Genomic DNA, 16676 nt, shown 5'->3' on the forward strand with positions numbered 1-16676 from the left:
AAGCCCCCCATGAGCGTTCGCGTCGGGATTGTCATGGACCCTATCGCCAGCATCTCCTACAAGAAGGACAGCTCGCTGGCCATGCTGCTGGCCGCCCAGGAGCGCGGTTGGACCCTCTTTTATATGGAGCAGCGCGATCTGTACCAGGGCGCTGGCGTCGCCCGGGCACGCATGCGTCCGTTGCAGGTGTTCGCCAACCCGCAGAAGTGGTTCGAGCTGGACGCCGAGATCGACTGCCCGCTGAGCGATCTGGACGTGATCCTGATGCGCAAGGACCCGCCGTTCGACATGGAGTTCGTCTACTCCACCTACCTGCTGGAACAGGCCGAAAGCGCCGGCGTGCTGGTGGTCAACAAGCCCCAGAGCCTGCGCGACTGCAATGAAAAGCTGTTCGCCACCCTGTTCCCGCAGTGCACCCCGCCGACCGTGGTCAGCCGGCGCGCCGATGTATTGCGCGAATTCGCCGCCGAGCATGGCGACGTGATCCTCAAGCCGCTAGATGGCATGGGCGGCACCTCGATCTTCCGTCACCGCACCGGCGACCCGAACCTGTCGGTGATCCTGGAAACCCTGACCGTGCTCGGCAGCCAGCAAATCATGGCCCAGGCCTACCTGCCGGCGATCAAGGACGGCGACAAGCGCATCCTGATGATCGACGGCGAACCGGTGGATTACTGCCTGGCGCGCATCCCCGCCGCCGGCGAAACCCGCGGCAACCTGGCCGCCGGTGGTCGTGGCGAAGCTCGTCCACTGAGCGACAAGGACCGCTGGATCGCCGCCCAGGTCGGCCCGACCCTGCGGGCCAAGGGCTTGCTGTTTGTCGGCCTCGATGTGATCGGCGAACACCTGACGGAAATCAATGTCACCAGCCCAACCTGCATCCGCGAAATCGACAACGCGTTTGGCACTCGCATTGGCGTAATGCTGATGGATGCCATCGAAAGCAAGCTGCAAGCCGCCAGCAACAAGCCGCAAGCTTGATCTGCGTCATCTGCAGCTTGTCGCTTGACGTTTGACACTCAAGGCTTGAAACCAACATTGCGCTATCATGCGCCGCCTGTGAAACCGTGATGTTGGTTTTGTGATGCCTCCTGTGATGTCGAAACGCCGATGAGCCTCCCGTCCGACTTGCCCCCCGAGTTTGCCCATGGCGGCGTGCGCCCAGCCGATCGCCTGGGGTTTACCCTGTTCCTGGCGGCGCTCCTGCACCTGGCCCTGATCCTCGGCCTGGGCTTCTCCGTGGCCGAGCCCAAGGCCATCAGCAAGACCCTGGAAATCACCCTGGCCACCTTTAAGAGCGAGACCACGCCGAAAAAGGCCGACTTCCTCGCCCAGGAAAACCAGCAAGGCAGCGGCACCCTGAACAAAAAGGCCATCCCGAAAACCACTGAAGTGGCGCCGTTCCAAGACAACTCAGTGAAAAAGGTCGTGCCCCCCCCGTCGGTCAAGCCCGAGGTCAAGGAAACCAAACCCAAGGCCGCCGTGGCCACCATCGCGCCGAAGCCGAAAAAAACCGTGACCCAGCGCGAACAGGTCAAGAAGGATTCCACGCCCAAGACCGCTCCCCCAAGGTTCGACAGCGCACAACTGTCCAGCGAGATTTCCAGCCTCGAAGCCGAACTGGCCAACGAACGGCAACTGTACGCCAAGCGCCCACGCATCCACCGCTTGAGCGCGGCCTCCACCATGCGCGACAAGGGCGCCTGGTATAAGGACGAGTGGCGCAAAAAGGTCGAGCGCATCGGCAACCTCAACTACCCCGAAGAGGCCCGGCGCAAGCAGATCTACGGCAACTTGCGACTGATGGTCTCGATCAACCGCGACGGCTCCCTGTATGAAGTGCTGGTGTTGGAGTCTTCCGGCCAGCCGCTGCTGGATCAGGCGGCCCAGCGCATCGTGCGCTTGGCGGCCCCATTCGCACCGTTTACCGGTGATTTGTCGGACATCGACCGCCTGGAAATCATCCGCACCTGGCGCTTCGCCCGGGGCGACAAACTGTCCAGCAATTAACCCGCTCCCGCTGGCAAGAGCCCATCGCCCGCAGGAGCCGGCTGGCCGGCGAAGAGCCCCCTCACCCGACACACCCACCGGCAGGCCAACACCCACCGGCTGGCGCTTGTCAGCCGCCTCCGCCACCGCCACACTAGCGCTCATGAAAAATGTCAGCCCAAGCTATCTCAAGCATCACTTCCTGATCGCCATGCCCCATATGGCCGACCCGAACTTTGCGCAGACCTTGACCTACATCGTCGAGCACAACGCCAGTGGCGCCATGGGTCTGGTGATCAACCGGCCCCAGGACCTGAACCTGGCGGATATCCTCGAACAACTGCGCCCCGACGAGGAGCCGCCCTTGCTGTGTCAGCATGTGCCGATCTTCAGCGGCGGCCCGGTACAAACCGATCGCGGCTTTGTCTTGCACCCCAGCGGCCCGGTCTATCAGGCCACGGTGGAGCTTGAGGGCTTGTCGCTCTCCACCTCCCAGGACGTGCTGTTTGCCATCGCCGACGGCATGGGCCCGGCCAAAAGCCTGATCGCCCTGGGCTACGCCGGCTGGGAAGCCGGGCAACTGGAAGCCGAATTGGCGGACAACGCCTGGCTGACCTGCCCCTTCGACGCCGACATCCTGTTCAACACCAGCAGCGAATTGCGCCTGGAAGCCGCCGCCCGGCACCTGGGGGTCAACCTCAGCCTGCTCACCAGCCAGGCAGGCCACGCCTGATGGCCCTGCGACTGATCCTCGGCTTCGACTACGGCACCAAGCAGATCGGCGTCGCCGTGGGCCAGGCCATCACCGGCCAGGCCCGGGAGCTGTGCACCCTCAAGGCCCAGAACGGCGTACCGGACTGGAATCAGGTGCAAGCGCTGATCGAGGAATGGAAACCTGACGCCGTGGTGGTGGGCCTGCCCCTGAACATGGACGGCAGCCCCAGCGACATGTGCGCGCGCGCCGAGAAGTTCGCGCGGCGCCTGAACGGCCGCTTCAATGTGCCCTTCTATACCCACGATGAACGCCTGACCACCTTCGAGGCCAAGGGCGAACGCCTGGCCCGGGGCGGGCAGAAAGGCAGTTACCGCGACAACCCAGTAGACGCCATCGCCGCGGCCCTGCTGCTGCAGGGCTGGCTCGACGAAAACGCCACGCTGTTGAATACCTGAGATCCCGAATCCTGAAGATGCGCGGCCCCGGGCTGCGCGCCTCCTGGCCCAACACCAGCCGTAAGAACCTGTTAACGATTTAGCGAGCGATGCTCAGGCCAGGCGAAAATGGCTGAGAACGCGGAGTTTAGGCAGCTAAATGAGCATTTTTAAGCCATTTTTAACGCCGCATGAGCTAAGCGCAGCCGATCGTAAACAGGTTCTAAGTCCACGCGCCTGCTGCCCGGCAGCAGGCGCGAGCCCACGAAGGAGCCACCATGAGCCTGCCCAATCCCGCCGCCCTGATCAGCCAGATGGCCACTGATCTCAACGCCCACCTGGCCCAGCGCGCCATCAGCGAGCCGCGCTTCATCGGTATCCGTACCGGTGGCGTGTGGGTGGCCCAGGCCCTGCTGGAAGCCCTGGGCAGCGACGCGCCCCTGGGCACTCTGGACGTGTCCTTCTACCGCGACGACTTCAGCCAGAACGGCCTGCACCCACAAGTTCGCCCTTCGGAACTGCCGTTCGAGATCGAAGGCCAGCACCTGGTGCTGATCGACGACGTGCTGATGAGCGGCCGGACCATCCGCGCCGCCCTCAACGAGCTGTTCGACTATGGCCGTCCGGCCAGCGTGACCCTGGTCTGCCTGCTGGACCTAAATGCCGCCGAGCTGCCGATCCGCCCGAATGTGGTGGGCGCGACCCTGTCGCTGGCGGCCCACGAGCGGGTAAAATTGTCCGGTCCTGCGCCGCTTCAACTCGAGCTCCAAGACCTCGCCCTCTAACTCGCCCTTTTAAGAGTCCATTGCGATGACGCCTCTAGACGCCAAGCGCCCGCTGCAGCTCAACGATCAGGGCCAGCTGCGCCATTTCCTGTCCCTCGACGGCCTGAACCGCGAGCTGCTGACAGAAATCCTCGACACCGCCGACTCCTTCCTCGAAGTCGGCGCCCGGGCAGTGAAGAAAGTCCCGCTGCTGCGCGGCAAGACCGTGTGCAACGTGTTCTTCGAAAACTCCACCCGCACCCGCACCACCTTCGAACTGGCGGCCCAGCGGCTGTCGGCGGACGTGATCACCCTGAATGTCTCGACCTCCTCGGCGAGCAAGGGTGAAACCCTGCTGGACACCCTGCGCAACCTGGAAGCCATGGCCGCCGACATGTTCGTGGTGCGCCACGGCGACTCCGGCGCCGCGCACTTCATCGCCGAACACGTGTGCCCGCAAGTGGCGATCATCAACGGCGGCGACGGCCGTCACGCCCACCCGACCCAGGGCATGCTCGACATGCTGACCATCCGCCGGCACAAGGGCGGCTTCGAGAACCTCTCGGTGGCCATCGTCGGCGACATCCTGCACTCGCGGGTAGCACGCTCGAACATGCTGGCGCTGAAAGCCCTCGGCTGCCCGGACATTCGCGTGATCGCACCGAAAACCCTGCTGCCCATCGGCATCGAGCAATACGGGGTCAAGGTCTACACCGACATGACCGAAGGCCTGAAGGACGTGGATGTGGTGATCATGCTGCGCCTGCAACGTGAGCGCATGCAGGGCGGTCTGCTGCCCAGCGAAGGCGAGTTCTACCGCCTGTTCGGCCTGACCACCGCACGCCTGGCCGGGGCCAAGCCCGACGCCATCGTCATGCACCCGGGCCCGATCAACCGTGGCGTGGAGATCGAATCGGCGGTGGCCGACGGTCCGCACTCGGTGATCCTCAACCAGGTGACCTACGGCATTGCAGTGCGCATGGCCGTGCTGTCCATGGCCATGAGCGGGCAGACCGCCCAGCGACAATTCGAGCAGGAGAACGCCCAGTGAAGCTCAGCATTCTCGGCGCCCGCGTCATCGATCCAAGCAGCGGCCTGGATCAAATCACTGATCTGCACCTGGAAGCCGGCAAGATGGTCGCCATCGGCGCCGCTCCGGGCGGTTTCAATGCCGTCACCCTCATCGACGCCAAAGGCCTGGTGGCCGCGCCCGGCCTGGTGGACCTGAGCGTGGCCCTGCGCGAGCCGGGCTACAGCCGCAAGGGCAGCATCGCCAGCGAAACCCGCGCCGCCGCGGCCGGTGGCGTCACCAGCCTGTGCTGCCCACCACGGACCAAGCCAGTACTGGATACCTCAGCGGTGGCCGAGCTGATCCTCGACCGTGCCCGGGAAGCCGGCCACAGCAAGGTGTTCCCCATCGGCGCCTTGAGCAAGGGCCTGGAGGGCGAGCAGTTGGCGGAGCTGATCGCGTTGCGTGACGCCGGCTGCGTGGCCTTCGGCAACGGCCTGGACGGTTTCCGCAGCACCCGCACCCTGTGCCGCGCCCTGGAATACGCCGCCACCTTCGACCTGACGGTGATCTTCCACTCCCAGGATCGCGACCTGGCCGAAGGCGGCCTGGCCCATGAAGGCGCTACCGCCAGTTTCCTCGGTTTGCCGGGGATTCCCGAAAGCGCGGAAACCGTGGCCCTGGCCCGGGACCTGCTGCTGGTGGAACAAAGCGGCGTGCGCGCCCACTTCAGCCAGCTGACCAGCGCCCGGGGCGTTGAGCTGATTGCCCAGGCCCAGGCCCGCGGCCTGCCGGTCACCGCCGACGTGGCGCTGTATCAGTTGATCCTCACCGACGAGGCGCTGATCGACTTCTCCAGCCTGTATCACGTGCAGCCACCACTGCGTTCGCGGGCCGACCGTGACGCCCTGCGCCAGGCGGTGAAGTCCGGGGTGGTGCAAGCCATCTCCAGCCATCACCAGCCCCATGAACGTGACGCCAAGCTGGCACCGTTCGGCGCCACCGAGCCCGGCATCAGCAGCGTCGAGCTGTTACTGCCACTGGCCCTGACTCTGGTTCAGGATGGCCTGCTGGACCTGCCGACCCTGCTGGCGCGCCTCAGCGCCGGCCCGGCCGAGGCTTTGCGCCTGCCGGCGGGCAAGCTGGTGGAAGGGGGCGCGGCAGACCTGGTGCTGTTCGACCCGGCCAGTTCCACCGTGGCCGGCGAGCGCTGGCTGTCCAAGGGTGAGAACTGCCCGTTCCTCGGCCATAGCCTGCCGGGCGCGGTGCGCTACACCCTGGTGGATGGGCATATCAGCTATCAGGGCTGATAGCCTGGCTGGCGCCCTGTTGCCGCTGCCGCAGTCTGCGAACGGCTCCGAAGGAGCCGCCGCTCCTGATGGCGGCCTGCGGCAACAGCTACATGCAACGCCATCACCGCCTGCGCCGATGACTGAATCAGCGGCGCTTGGCGTTTTCCAGCGATACCTGATCGTTCAGGGTCCAGAAGTCGTACAGCACTCCGAGAAAGAACAGACCGCCGGTGAACAGGTAGAGCACACCGCTCAACCATTTCCCTTGATACATGCGGTGTACGCCAAATACCCCGAGAAAAGTCAGAAGGATCCAGGCGACGCTGTACTCCAGCGGTCCCGAGGTGAAACGCAAGTCTGCTTCCCGGTCCATGGACGGAATCAGGAACAAGTCGATCAACCAGCCAATCCCCAGCAAACCGAGGGTGAAGAACCAAAGGGTCCCGGTCACCGGCTTGCCGTAATAGAAGCGGTGGGCACCGGTAAAGCCGAAAATCCACAACAGGTAACCGATCACCTTGCTGTGGGTGTCATGGGCAAATGCATCCTGACGATAGGTGTTCATGAAGAGCCTCTTTGCAGGTGATAGATAAATATTCTCAATTTTTTTGTGACTTTTTTACAGGCATTCGATGTGCAGCCGGTGTTACTCTCTGTCGCGCCAAAGCCTTGTACTGCCTGACTTCTGACGACGTTCTGCGTCAATTTGCCACCTCTTTGCCGAAATTGACCCCAAGGTTCAATCGACAAACGGACTCGGAAGCGACCTGAAAGCTGTTATAAAGTTGCGCGCTAACCAAATAAGAGCCTTGCCTAATGCGTCCATTTTTCAAGACATGGCTAACCATTTGCCTATTGATGCCACTGGCCGCCCACGCCACCAACCGTGAGCAACGACTTCCCAATGTGAATGGCTACACTCCGAAACACCATGTTTCGACAGCCTCCGCCACGCACAAGACTTCGATCAAACACTCTACCCGCCTGAGCAAGGCCGACAGCCAACGGGTGGAGAGCAACCCTGGCCGCCCGAGCACCAAGGTCCTTAGCCGTGCGGTCAATGTTCTCGGCACACCTTATCGCTGGGGCGGCAGCAGCCCAAGCAAAGGTTTCGACTGCAGCGGGCTGGTGCGTTATGCCTTCAATGACATCGCCTCCGTGGACCTGCCACGCACCTCCAACGCCATGGCCCGCGGCCACGGGCAGAAGGTCGATCGCAAGGACCTGAAACCGGGCGACCTGCTGTTCTTCAACATCAAGAGCCGCAAGGTCAACCACGTCGCCATCTACCTGGGCGAGGGCCGCTTCATCCACGCCCCACGGCGCGGCAAGTCGGTGACCATCGACACGCTGAAAAAACCCTACTGGCAAAGCCACTACGTGGTTGCCAAGCGGGTCCTGCCCAAGGAACATGCCCCTCTGCGGGTCGTGCAGCGCTAACACCCCGATTCGCCGGCAAGCCAGCTCCAGGTTGTGTAGGAGTCGGCTTGCCGGCGAATGCATTGCCAGCCCCATCAAAAGCTCTCCGGCATCCGCGCCTGCTCCCGAGCCTGCTCGCGACTGATCACCCCTTGCCCCAGCAACACCTTGAGACTCATGTCCAAGGTCCGCATGCCCTGCGCGCCACCGGTCTGGATCGCCGAATACATCTGCGCCACCTTGTCCTCGCGGATCAGGTTGCGGATCGCCACAGTGCCCAACATGATCTCGTGGGCCGCCACTCGGCCACCCCCCTTTTTCTTCAACAACACTTGAGCGATCACCGCCTGCAGCGATTCGGCCAGCATTGAGCGCACCAAGGCTTTCTCCTCACCCGGAAACACGTCCACCAGCCGGTCAATGCTCTTGGCCGCCGACGACGTGTGCAGCGTGGCCAACACCAGATGCCCGGTTTCTGCGGCAGTCAGGGCCAGGCGAATGGTTTCCAGGTCTCGCAGTTCACCCAGCAGAATCACATCCGGGTCTTCCCGCAGGGCTGCGCGCAAGGCCGTGGCGAAGCTGTGGGTGTCGCGCGGCACTTCGCGCTGATGGACCAGGCAACGCTTGTGTGGATGAACAAATTCGATGGGGTCTTCGATGGTCAGAATGTGCTGCTGCCGGTGCTGGTTCAGGTGGTCGATCATCGCTGCCAGGGTGGTGGACTTACCGCTGCCGGTGGGCCCGGTCACCAGCACCAACCCCCGGGGGGCCTCGGTAATCTGCCGAAACACATCCCCCAACCCCAACTCTTCCAGACTTTGCACCCGCGAGGGGATCAAGCGCAGCACCGCACCAGCACCCCGGGCGTGCTGGAAGGCATTGACCCGGAACCTAGCCAGTTCCGGCAGCTCGTAAGCGAAGTCGAGGTCCTGATGGCTGGCGAAGGCTTGCCGCTGCGGCTCGCTCATCAGGCTGTGAATCAAGGCCAGCACCTGCGACGCGTCCAGGGCCGGGACCGCGAGCGGAAGAATATCACCGTCAATACGCAACATCGGCGCCAGCCCGGCAGACAGATGCAGGTCGGAAGCGCCCCGAGAGACGCTCAAGACCAAGAGTTCGCGGATATCCATAGTGCCCCCCAATTCCAGTAGAATGCCGCGAGCTTCAGACCCGCCCGCCCTGGCAGATTCAATTGCCTGATGCCGGGCAATACCCGACGCGCCCCTAGAGCGATGCCCGGGCCGGTCGACGATTAGGGTCTGGTGGATTCACGCGGCGGCTGACGGCCCAGGTCACAGGCTCACGGTCGCCGGTACTTTGAGACGAAATCGAATGTCCACGATAGCAGACAACATTGCCCAAGTAGCCGAGCGCATACGCGGCGCCTGCCAGGCCGTACAGCGTGACGAACGCAGCGTCCGACTGCTCGCCGTGAGCAAGACCAAGCCCGCTACCGCCCTACGTGAAGCCCATGCGGCCGGACTCTGTGATTTCGGCGAGAACTACCTGCAAGAAGCCCTGAGCAAACAGCAGGAACTGCTCGATCTGCCCTTGAGTTGGCACTTCATCGGCCCCATTCAGTCGAACAAGACTCGCGCTATTGCCGAGCACTTTGACTGGGTGCATTCCGTGGATCGCTTGAAAATCGCACAACGCCTGTCCGAGCAACGCCCCGCCGGGCTGGCGCCGCTGAACATCTGTATCCAGGTCAATGTCAGTGGCGAAGCCAGCAAGTCCGGTTGCTCCCCGACGGACTTGCCAGCCCTGGCCAGTGCCATCAGCGCCTTACCGCGCCTGCGCCTGCGCGGACTGATGGCGATTCCCGAACCCACTGAAGACCGGGCCGCTCAGAACGCCGCCTTTGCTGCGGTGCAAACCTTGAACAACCACCTGCGCGACAACCTCAAGCTCCCCCTGGACACCCTTTCCATGGGCATGAGCCACGACCTCGAAGCAGCCATCGCCCAGGGCGCCACCTGGGTGCGGATCGGGACCGCGCTGTTTGGTGCCCGCGACTACAGTCAGTCCTGATGCGACTGACCCCGACCTCTCATAAGGACCTGTCATGAACACGACTCGTATCGCCTTTATCGGTGCCGGCAACATGGCGGCCAGTCTCATCGGCGGCCTGCGGGCCAAAGGCCTTGAGGCTGCGCAGATTCGCGCCAGTGACCCCGGAGCCGAAACCCGGGCCAAAGTGGCCGCCGAACACGGCATTCAAGTGTTCGCCGATAACGCCGAAGCCATCGCCGGTGTCGACGTGATCGTCCTGGCGGTCAAGCCCCAGGCCATGAAAGCCGTGTGCCAAGCGCTGCGCCCAAGCCTGCAACCCCAGCAACTGGTGGTGTCCATCGCTGCCGGCATCACCTGCTCCAGCATGAACCACTGGCTCGGCGACCAACCGATCGTGCGCTGCATGCCCAACACCCCGGCGCTGCTGCGCCAGGGCGTCAGCGGCCTGTACGCCACCGCCCAGGTCAGCACTGAACAGCGCCATCAGGCCGAGGAACTGCTGTCTGCGGTGGGCCTCGCCCTGTGGCTGGATCAAGAGCAGCAGTTGGACGCCGTAACCGCAGTGTCCGGTAGCGGTCCGGCGTATTTCTTCCTGCTGATCGAAGCCATGACCGCCGCCGGCGAAAAACTCGGCCTGCCCCGGGAAACTGCCGCCCAACTGACCCTGCAGACCGCCCTGGGGGCCGCTCACATGGCCGTGTCCAGCGACGTCGACGCCGCCGAGCTGCGCCGCCGCGTGACCTCACCGGCCGGCACCACCGAAGCTGCGATCAAATCGTTCCAGACCAGCGGCTTTGAAGCCCTGGTGGAAAAAGCACTGGGTGCCGCCGCGCACCGCTCGGCCGAGATGGCCGAACAACTGGGCCAATAAGGAGCCAATGATGATTGGATTGAACACCGCCGCGGTGTACGTGCTGCAAACCCTGGGCAGCCTGTACCTGCTGATCGTGCTGATGCGTTTCATCCTGCAACTGGTTCGCGCCAACTTCTACAACCCGCTGTGCCAGTTCATCGTGCGAGCCACCCAGCCGCTGCTCAAGCCGATGCGCCGGATCATTCCCAGCATCGGAGGCCTGGACATGTCCTCGCTGATCCTGGCGATTCTGGTGCAGTTGGCATTGATGGCCCTGACCCTGCTGCTGACCTATGGCACCACCGGCAACCCGCTGCAACTGCTGATCTGGTCGATCATTGGCGTGACCGCGCTGTTCCTGAAAATCTTCTTCTTCGCCCTGATCATCAGTGTGATCCTGTCCTGGGTCGCGCCGGGCAGCCACAACCCGGGCGCGGAACTGGTGAACCAGATCTGCGAGCCGGCCCTCGCGCCGTTTCGCCGCATCCTGCCGAGCATGGGCGGTCTGGACATCTCGCCGATCCTGGCCTTCATGGTGCTCAAGCTGCTGGACATGCTGGTGATCAACAACCTGGCGGCCATGACCATGATGCCGGACATCCTGCGTCTGCTGATCTGACCGACGGGCAGCCTGAATGAGCTATTTCCGCTGGGACGGTGAGGATCTGCTTCTCGATTGCCACCTGCAACCCAAGGCCAGCAGCGACGAGTTCGCTGGCCTGCATGGGGATCGGCTGAAGATCCGCCTCACCGCGCCGCCTGTCGAAGGCAAGGCCAACGCGCACCTGATGGCGTTCCTGGCCAAGGCCTTCGGCATCCCCAAAAGCAACGTCAGCCTGGTCAGTGGCGAGTTGAACCGGCAAAAACGGGTGCGCCTGCTAGCGCCGAAGAAACTGCCGGATCTTCCGGGGCTGGCCCGCCCATAAGGGCTGTACACGGCCACCGCCGCGGCCTGCAAGACGCTGCGCCGAGCCTTGCGCAAGGCTCGACCGGACGTCTTCTGCACAGTCAATACGGCCTGCGACAGCCGCTACAAGCCTGCTCATGAATCCCGGGAGAATAAGCCCCGGGCTTTGCTTGCCGCTGCGGGCAGTGGTCTTTAGACTTACGCCTCATTTGAATGAGAGCAGGGTCGATGCCAACTGCCTTTCCCCCCGATTCTGTTGGTCTGGTCACACCGCACATTGCCCATTTCAGCGAACCCCTGGCCCTGGCCTGCGGGCGTGCGTTGCCAGCCTATGACCTGATCTATGAAACCTATGGTCAGCTCAACGCCAATGCCAGCAACGCGGTACTGATCTGCCACGCCCTGTCCGGCCACCATCACGCCGCTGGCTACCATAGCCCCGATGATCGCAAGCCCGGTTGGTGGGACAGCTGTATCGGCCCCGGCAAGCCGATCGATACCAATAAGTTCTTCGTGGTCAGCCTCAACAACCTCGGCGGTTGCAACGGCTCCACCGGCCCCAGCAGCCTCAATCCGGAAAACGGCAAGCCCTTCGGGGCCGACTTCCCGGTATTGACCGTAGAAGACTGGGTCCATAGCCAGGCGCGCCTGGCCGATCGTCTGGGCATTGATCAATGGGCCGCGGTAATCGGCGGCAGCCTCGGCGGCATGCAGGCCCTGCAATGGACCATCACCTACCCGGATCGAGTGCGGCACTGCCTGGCCATTGCTTCGGCGCCCAAGCTCTCGGCGCAGAACATTGCCTTCAACGAGGTGGCGCGCCAGGCAATCCTTACCGACCCGGAATTCCACGGCGGCTCGTTCCAGGAACATGGGGTGATCCCCAAGCGCGGGCTGATGCTGGCACGCATGGTGGGCCATATCACCTACCTGTCCGATGACTCCATGGGCGAAAAATTCGGCCGAGGTCTTAAGAGCGAGAAGCTCAACTACGACTTCCACAGCGTCGAGTTCCAGGTGGAGAGCTACCTGCGCTATCAGGGCGAGGAGTTCTCTGGGCGGTTCGACGCCAACACCTACCTGCTGATGACCAAGGCCCTGGATTACTTCGACCCGGCGGCGAACTTCGGCGACGACCTGGCCAAGACCTTCGCCAACGCCAGCGCCAAGTTCTGCGTGATGTCCTTCACCACCGACTGGCGCTTCTCCCCGGCCCGTTCCCGGGAGCTGGTGGACGCGCTGATGGCCGCGCGCAAGGACGTCTGCTATCTGGAGATCGACGCGCCACAGGGGCATGACGCCTTTCTGATCCCGATCCCCCGTTATCTGCAGGCTTTTAGTCACTACATGAACCGCATAGCGCTATGAGGACACGATGAGAGCCGATCTGGAAATCATCCAGGAATGGATCCCCGCCGGCAGCCGCGTCCTCGACCTGGGCTGCGGCAACGGTGAGCTGCTGAGCTGGTTGCAAGAGCACAAGCAAGTCACCGGCTACGGCCTGGAAAACGACCCGGACAACATTGCCGAGTGCGTGGCCAAGGGCATCAACGTGATCGAGCAGGACCTGGACAAGGGCCTGGGCAACTTTGCCAGCAACAGCTTCGATATCGTGGTCATGACCCAGGCCCTGCAGGCCGTGCACTACCCGGACAAGATCCTCGACGAAATGCTCCGGGTCGGCCGCCAGTGCATCATCACCTTCCCCAACTTCGGCCACTGGCGCTGCCGCTGGTACCTGGCCAGCAAGGGCCGGATGCCGGTCTCGGAATTCCTTCCGTACACCTGGTACAACACGCCGAACATCCACTTCTGCACCTTCGAGGACTTCGAGGAACTGTGCCGCGAGCGGCAAGCCCAGGTGATCAACCGCCTTGCCGTCGATCAACAACACCGCCACGGGTGGGCCAGTAAGCTATGGCCTAATCTCTTAGGAGAAATAGGCATCTACCGCGTCAGCAGCCCCGGGCTGCAAGATCACAAGGTCGCGGTATAAACCACGTAGCATCGAGGAGAAGCATCATGGGACGTCTGATTACATTGCTGTTGGTCACCTGCCTGAGCTTCAGCGCCCTGGCAGCGGACCCGATCAAGGGCGAGCGCCGGGAAGTCTTTGGCGACATCACCGTGCACTACAACACCTTCAACTCCACCTACCTGCAGCCTGACATCGCCAAGGCGGCGGAATTGATCCGTAGCAAGAACCAGGGCGTGATCAACGTCTCGCTGATCAAAGATGGCAAACCGTTGGTCGCTCAAGTCACCGGAACCATCAAGGACCTGACCAGCAAAAGCCTGACGCTGAAATTCCGCCAGATCAACGAACAGGGCGCGATTTACTACATCGCCCAGTTCCCGGTCGAACAGCAAGAGAACCGCACCTTCACGATCAATGTGCAAACGGGCGGTAACACCCACAGTTTCAGCTTTAACCAAGAGCTATTCCCGGGCGAATAATGAACCTTACGCAACTCGTACTGGCCAGCCACAACGCCGGCAAACTCAAAGAACTCCAGGCCATGCTCGGCACCTCGGTGCAATTGCGCTCGATCGGCGAATTCAGCAGTGTCGAGCCGGAAGAAACCGGCCTGTCGTTCGTCGAAAACGCCATCCTCAAGGCACGCAATGCCGCGCGCATTTCCGGCTTGCCGGCCCTGGCGGACGACTCCGGCCTGGCGGTGGACTATCTCCGCGGCGCGCCGGGCATCTACTCGGCGCGCTATGCCGACGGCCAGGGCGACGCGGCGAACAACGCCAAGTTGCTGGACGCCCTGAAAGACGTGCCCGAAGCTCAGCGCGGCGCGCAGTTCGTCTGCGTCCTGGCACTGGTGCGGCACGCCGACGATCCACTGCCAATCCTTTGTGAAGGCCTGTGGCACGGGCGCATCCTCACCGCACCCAGCGGCGAACACGGCTTCGGCTACGACCCGCTGTTCTGGGTGCCGGAGCGCGACTGCTCCAGCGCCGAACTGGGCCCAGTGGAGAAAAACCAGCTCAGCCACCGCGCCCGCGCCATGGCCATTCTGCGCCAACGCCTGGGCCTGCAATGAGCCACGCCCCCTCCGCGTCGCCGCTGATTCTCGGCGGCGCGCCAACGCCTCGGGCGGCGCTGCCCCAGTTGCCCCCCCTGGCGCTGTACATCCACATTCCGTGGTGTGTACGCAAATGCCCCTATTGCGATTTCAACTCCCACGCCGCCAGCCCGACGCTGCCGGAAGAAGAATACGTCGACGCCCTGCTGGCCGACCTCGACCTGGATCTGCACGCGGCACATGGCCGCAAGCTGAGCTCGATCTTCTTCGGCGGCGGCACCCCGAGCCTGTTCAGCGCCCAGGCCCTGGGCCGGCTGCTCAAGGGCGTAGAACAGCGCATCGCCTTCGCCGGTGATATCGAAATCACCCTGGAGGCCAATCCCGGGACCTTCGAGCAGGAGAAGTTCACCGCCTACCGCGCCCTGGGAATCAACCGTCTGTCCATCGGCATCCAGAGCTTCCAGGAACAGAAGCTCAAGGCCCTGGGCCGCATCCACAACGGCGATGAAGCAGTACGCGCCGCCGGCATGGCGCGTCAGGCCGGGTTCGACAACTTCAACCTGGACCTGATGCACGGCTTGCCGGATCAGTCCCTGGACGATGCCCTGAGCGACCTGCGCCAGGCCATTGCGATGAAGCCGACTCACCTGTCCTGGTATCAGTTGACCCTGGAACCCAACACGGTGTTCTGGAATCAGCCGCCAGTGCTGCCCGAAGACGACACCTTGTGGGATATCCAGGAGGCCGGCCAGGCACTGCTGGCCGAGCATGGCTACGCCCAGTACGAAGTCTCGGCCTACGCCCAGCCTGGCCGTGCAGCGCGGCACAACCTGAACTACTGGAGCTTCGGCGACTTCATCGGCATCGGCGCGGGCGCCCACGGCAAGCTCAGCCACCCGGACGGGCGCATCCAGCGCACCTGGAAGACCCGCCTGCCCAAGGACTACCTGAACCCGGCCAAGCCCTTCAAAGCCGGCGAGAAGACCCTGGCCAACGAAGAACTGCCGTTCGAGTTCCTGATGAACGCCCTGCGCCTCACCGATGGCGTCGACGCGGCGCTGTTCGCCCAGCGCACCGGGCTGGATCTGGCCAGCCTCGCCGAAGGTCGGCGCCAGGCCGAACAAAGCGGCTTATTGCAAGTCGAACCCTCACGCCTGGCGGCCACCGCTCGTGGCCAACTCTTCCTCAATGACCTGCTGCAATACTTTCTGATCTAAGGAAATCACATGGATCTGGTACTCGATCTGCTTGCCACCGTGTCTCGCTGGAGTCGCAGCAACCTTTCGGAAATCGCCCTGTCGCTGGTGGGCTGCCTGCTGGTGCTGTTTGGCGCGGACATCAAGGGCTGGGTCGAGCAACGCCTGGGCGGTATTGCCGGTGCCCTGCGCGTTCCGCTGATGGCCCTGCTGTGCATGGTCGGCAGCGGTCTGGCACTGATCTATGCCACGCCCTGGATCGTTCGCGGCCTGAGCCAGTTCAACAACTACAGCCTGGCACCGGTGCTGCTGGTGGTGCTGGTGTTGATTGGCGTGGTCGCCGACCGTCGCTGATTCGCCGGAGCCCTTCGCCGGTAAGCCGGCTCCTACGGCACCCTGGCAGGAGCCGGCTTACCGGCGAACGCCATCCAACGGCCGCCGCCGTTATCAAGGAAGAACATGAGCAAGAAAATCATCGACGACACCAGCAAGTTCCTCAGCTACGTGCTGCGCCACGAACCACAGGCCATCGGTCTTGAGTTGGACAGCGAAGGCTGGGGCGATGTCGACGCGCTGATCAGCGGCGCAGCCAAGAGCGGCCGGCAACTGAGTCGGGAACTGCTGGAGCGGGTCATCGAAGGCAACGACAAGAAGCGCTTTGCCCTGTCCGCCGACGGCCAGCGCATCCGCGCCGTCCAGGGGCATTCCAACAAAGCCGTGCACTTGCAGCTGGAGGCCCGACAGCCACCCGCCATCCTCTACCACGGCACCGCCACGCGCTTCATGGATTCGATCAATGAAAAGGGGCTGATCCCCGGCTCACGGCATCACGTGCACCTGTCCCGGGAAATCGACACCGCCCGGACCGTGGGCCAGCGTTATGGCCAGGTGGTGATCCTGCAGATCGACGCCCAAGCCATGCAGACCCAGGGCTTCAGGTTCTATCAGGCAGAGAATGGGGTGTGGCTGACCGACCAGGTGCCGGTCGATTTCATCCGAGCCCTGTAGGAGCCAGCTGGCTGGCGAAGCTCCCCCTGAGAGGCTCTTCGCTGG

General features: G+C 63.2%; 21 protein-coding genes. 19 read left to right on the top strand and 2 right to left on the bottom strand.

The annotated features are described in order from the left end of the window. Positions 1-9: 9 nt before the first annotated feature. The 7 genes from gshB (at position 10) to PLD_RS02720 (ending at position 6221) form a co-directional block, all read left to right on the top strand. Positions 10-981, top strand: coding sequence for a glutathione synthase (gene gshB, locus PLD_RS02690; RefSeq protein ID WP_159889561.1), 972 nt, complete (start codon positions 10-12; stop codon positions 979-981). Positions 982-1110: 129 nt separating this feature from the next. After that, positions 1111-2010 (top strand): energy transducer TonB, encoded by a 900-nt coding sequence (locus PLD_RS02695; protein WP_159889563.1) that lies wholly within the window; start codon positions 1111-1113, stop codon positions 2008-2010. A gap of 142 nt (positions 2011-2152) precedes the next feature. Beyond that, positions 2153-2722, top strand: a complete 570-nt coding sequence (locus PLD_RS02700) for a YqgE/AlgH family protein (RefSeq protein WP_159889565.1) — start codon at positions 2153-2155, stop codon at positions 2720-2722. Then, on the top strand, positions 2722-3159 hold the full coding sequence (gene ruvX / locus PLD_RS02705; RefSeq protein WP_159889567.1) for a Holliday junction resolvase RuvX: 438 nt from the start codon (positions 2722-2724) through the stop codon (positions 3157-3159). Before PLD_RS02700 ends, ruvX begins: the two co-directional genes overlap by 1 nt. Positions 3160-3416: 257 nt before the next feature. Next, complete coding sequence (gene pyrR, locus PLD_RS02710) at positions 3417-3923, top strand: bifunctional pyr operon transcriptional regulator/uracil phosphoribosyltransferase PyrR (RefSeq protein WP_060841533.1); 507 nt, start codon at positions 3417-3419, stop codon at positions 3921-3923. A 25-nt stretch (positions 3924-3948) separates the two neighbouring features. Then, positions 3949-4953, top strand: coding sequence for an aspartate carbamoyltransferase catalytic subunit (locus tag PLD_RS02715; protein ID WP_159889569.1), 1005 nt, complete (start codon positions 3949-3951; stop codon positions 4951-4953). After that, positions 4950-6221: a dihydroorotase gene (locus tag PLD_RS02720; RefSeq protein WP_159889571.1), complete on the top strand. Its 1272-nt coding sequence runs from the start codon at positions 4950-4952 to the stop codon at positions 6219-6221. The genes PLD_RS02715 and PLD_RS02720 overlap by 4 nt, the downstream gene beginning before the upstream one ends. A gap of 127 nt (positions 6222-6348) precedes the next feature. Here PLD_RS02720 and PLD_RS02725 read toward each other — a convergent pair whose 3' ends face one another. Then, complete coding sequence (locus PLD_RS02725; RefSeq protein WP_159889573.1) at positions 6349-6768, bottom strand: NINE protein; 420 nt, start codon at positions 6766-6768, stop codon at positions 6349-6351. Between the two features lie 251 nt (positions 6769-7019). On the opposite strand from PLD_RS02725, the gene PLD_RS02730 reads away from it, so the two are divergent. After that, positions 7020-7643 (top strand): C40 family peptidase, encoded by a 624-nt coding sequence (locus PLD_RS02730; protein WP_159889575.1) that lies wholly within the window; start codon positions 7020-7022, stop codon positions 7641-7643. Positions 7644-7717: 74 nt separating this feature from the next. Here PLD_RS02730 and PLD_RS02735 read toward each other — a convergent pair whose 3' ends face one another. Further along, complete coding sequence (locus tag PLD_RS02735; RefSeq protein WP_159889577.1) at positions 7718-8752, bottom strand: type IV pilus twitching motility protein PilT; 1035 nt, start codon at positions 8750-8752, stop codon at positions 7718-7720. Between the two features lie 202 nt (positions 8753-8954). On the opposite strand from PLD_RS02735, the gene PLD_RS02740 reads away from it, so the two are divergent. The 11 genes from PLD_RS02740 to PLD_RS02790 all read left to right on the top strand — a co-directional run bounded on the left by PLD_RS02740 (position 8955) and on the right by PLD_RS02790 (position 16631). Further along, positions 8955-9653 (top strand): YggS family pyridoxal phosphate-dependent enzyme, encoded by a 699-nt coding sequence (locus tag PLD_RS02740; RefSeq protein WP_159889579.1) that lies wholly within the window; start codon positions 8955-8957, stop codon positions 9651-9653. A gap of 34 nt (positions 9654-9687) precedes the next feature. Further along, positions 9688-10506: a pyrroline-5-carboxylate reductase gene (gene proC / locus PLD_RS02745; protein WP_159889581.1), complete on the top strand. Its 819-nt coding sequence runs from the start codon at positions 9688-9690 to the stop codon at positions 10504-10506. A gap of 10 nt (positions 10507-10516) precedes the next feature. Then, complete coding sequence (locus PLD_RS02750) at positions 10517-11107, top strand: YggT family protein (RefSeq protein WP_159889583.1); 591 nt, start codon at positions 10517-10519, stop codon at positions 11105-11107. A gap of 16 nt (positions 11108-11123) precedes the next feature. Beyond that, on the top strand, positions 11124-11414 hold the full coding sequence (locus PLD_RS02755; protein WP_159889584.1) for a DUF167 domain-containing protein: 291 nt from the start codon (positions 11124-11126) through the stop codon (positions 11412-11414). A 209-nt stretch (positions 11415-11623) separates the two neighbouring features. Further along, positions 11624-12763, top strand: coding sequence for a homoserine O-acetyltransferase (locus PLD_RS02760; protein ID WP_159889586.1), 1140 nt, complete (start codon positions 11624-11626; stop codon positions 12761-12763). Between the two features lie 7 nt (positions 12764-12770). Beyond that, the gene (gene metW, locus PLD_RS02765) at positions 12771-13391 is read left to right on the top strand and encodes a methionine biosynthesis protein MetW (RefSeq protein ID WP_159889588.1); all 621 of its coding nucleotides are present in this window, start codon (positions 12771-12773) and stop codon (positions 13389-13391) included. A 26-nt stretch (positions 13392-13417) separates the two neighbouring features. Then, positions 13418-13852 carry a DUF4426 domain-containing protein gene (locus tag PLD_RS02770; RefSeq protein ID WP_159889590.1) on the top strand — a complete coding sequence of 145 codons (435 nt, stop codon included), beginning with the start codon at positions 13418-13420 and terminating at the stop codon, positions 13850-13852. Beyond that, complete coding sequence (rdgB, locus tag PLD_RS02775) at positions 13849-14445, top strand: RdgB/HAM1 family non-canonical purine NTP pyrophosphatase (protein ID WP_178116111.1); 597 nt, start codon at positions 13849-13851, stop codon at positions 14443-14445. Before PLD_RS02770 ends, rdgB begins: the two co-directional genes overlap by 4 nt. Then, complete coding sequence (gene hemW / locus PLD_RS02780; RefSeq protein ID WP_159889594.1) at positions 14442-15644, top strand: radical SAM family heme chaperone HemW; 1203 nt, start codon at positions 14442-14444, stop codon at positions 15642-15644. The genes rdgB and hemW overlap by 4 nt, the downstream gene beginning before the upstream one ends. 9 nt (positions 15645-15653) lie before the next feature. Continuing rightward, positions 15654-15977 carry a DUF3392 domain-containing protein gene (locus PLD_RS02785; protein WP_159889596.1) on the top strand — a complete coding sequence of 108 codons (324 nt, stop codon included), beginning with the start codon at positions 15654-15656 and terminating at the stop codon, positions 15975-15977. A gap of 105 nt (positions 15978-16082) precedes the next feature. Continuing rightward, positions 16083-16631, top strand: a complete 549-nt coding sequence (locus tag PLD_RS02790) for an RNA 2'-phosphotransferase (RefSeq protein ID WP_159889598.1) — start codon at positions 16083-16085, stop codon at positions 16629-16631. Positions 16632-16676 lie beyond the last annotated feature (45 nt).

This window comes from Pseudomonas sp. LD120, assembly GCF_009861525.1.
Classification (GTDB): Bacteria; Pseudomonadota; Gammaproteobacteria; order Pseudomonadales; family Pseudomonadaceae; genus Aquipseudomonas.

Excerpts from the sequence above, each read along its gene's own strand:
- gshB (WP_159889561.1), top strand. The coding sequence starts at position 10 with ATGAGCGTTCGCGTCGGGATTGTCATGGACCCTATCGCCAGCATCTCC.
- PLD_RS02695 (WP_159889563.1), top strand. The coding sequence starts at position 1,111 with ATGAGCCTCCCGTCCGACTTGCCCCCCGAGTTTGCCCATGGCGGCGTG.
- PLD_RS02700 (WP_159889565.1), top strand. The coding sequence starts at position 2,153 with ATGAAAAATGTCAGCCCAAGCTATCTCAAGCATCACTTCCTGATCGCC.
- ruvX (WP_159889567.1), top strand. The coding sequence starts at position 2,722 with ATGGCCCTGCGACTGATCCTCGGCTTCGACTACGGCACCAAGCAGATC.
- pyrR (WP_060841533.1), top strand. The coding sequence starts at position 3,417 with ATGAGCCTGCCCAATCCCGCCGCCCTGATCAGCCAGATGGCCACTGAT.
- PLD_RS02715 (WP_159889569.1), top strand. The coding sequence starts at position 3,949 with ATGACGCCTCTAGACGCCAAGCGCCCGCTGCAGCTCAACGATCAGGGC.
- PLD_RS02725 (WP_159889573.1), bottom strand. The coding sequence starts at position 6,768 with ATGAACACCTATCGTCAGGATGCATTTGCCCATGACACCCACAGCAAG.
- PLD_RS02730 (WP_159889575.1), top strand. The coding sequence starts at position 7,020 with ATGCGTCCATTTTTCAAGACATGGCTAACCATTTGCCTATTGATGCCA.
- PLD_RS02735 (WP_159889577.1), bottom strand. The coding sequence starts at position 8,752 with ATGGATATCCGCGAACTCTTGGTCTTGAGCGTCTCTCGGGGCGCTTCC.
- PLD_RS02740 (WP_159889579.1), top strand. The coding sequence starts at position 8,955 with ATGTCCACGATAGCAGACAACATTGCCCAAGTAGCCGAGCGCATACGC.
- proC (WP_159889581.1), top strand. The coding sequence starts at position 9,688 with ATGAACACGACTCGTATCGCCTTTATCGGTGCCGGCAACATGGCGGCC.
- PLD_RS02750 (WP_159889583.1), top strand. The coding sequence starts at position 10,517 with ATGATTGGATTGAACACCGCCGCGGTGTACGTGCTGCAAACCCTGGGC.
- PLD_RS02755 (WP_159889584.1), top strand. The coding sequence starts at position 11,124 with ATGAGCTATTTCCGCTGGGACGGTGAGGATCTGCTTCTCGATTGCCAC.
- PLD_RS02760 (WP_159889586.1), top strand. The coding sequence starts at position 11,624 with ATGCCAACTGCCTTTCCCCCCGATTCTGTTGGTCTGGTCACACCGCAC.
- metW (WP_159889588.1), top strand. The coding sequence starts at position 12,771 with ATGAGAGCCGATCTGGAAATCATCCAGGAATGGATCCCCGCCGGCAGC.
- PLD_RS02770 (WP_159889590.1), top strand. The coding sequence starts at position 13,418 with ATGGGACGTCTGATTACATTGCTGTTGGTCACCTGCCTGAGCTTCAGC.
- hemW (WP_159889594.1), top strand. The coding sequence starts at position 14,442 with ATGAGCCACGCCCCCTCCGCGTCGCCGCTGATTCTCGGCGGCGCGCCA.
- PLD_RS02785 (WP_159889596.1), top strand. The coding sequence starts at position 15,654 with ATGGATCTGGTACTCGATCTGCTTGCCACCGTGTCTCGCTGGAGTCGC.
- PLD_RS02790 (WP_159889598.1), top strand. The coding sequence starts at position 16,083 with ATGAGCAAGAAAATCATCGACGACACCAGCAAGTTCCTCAGCTACGTG.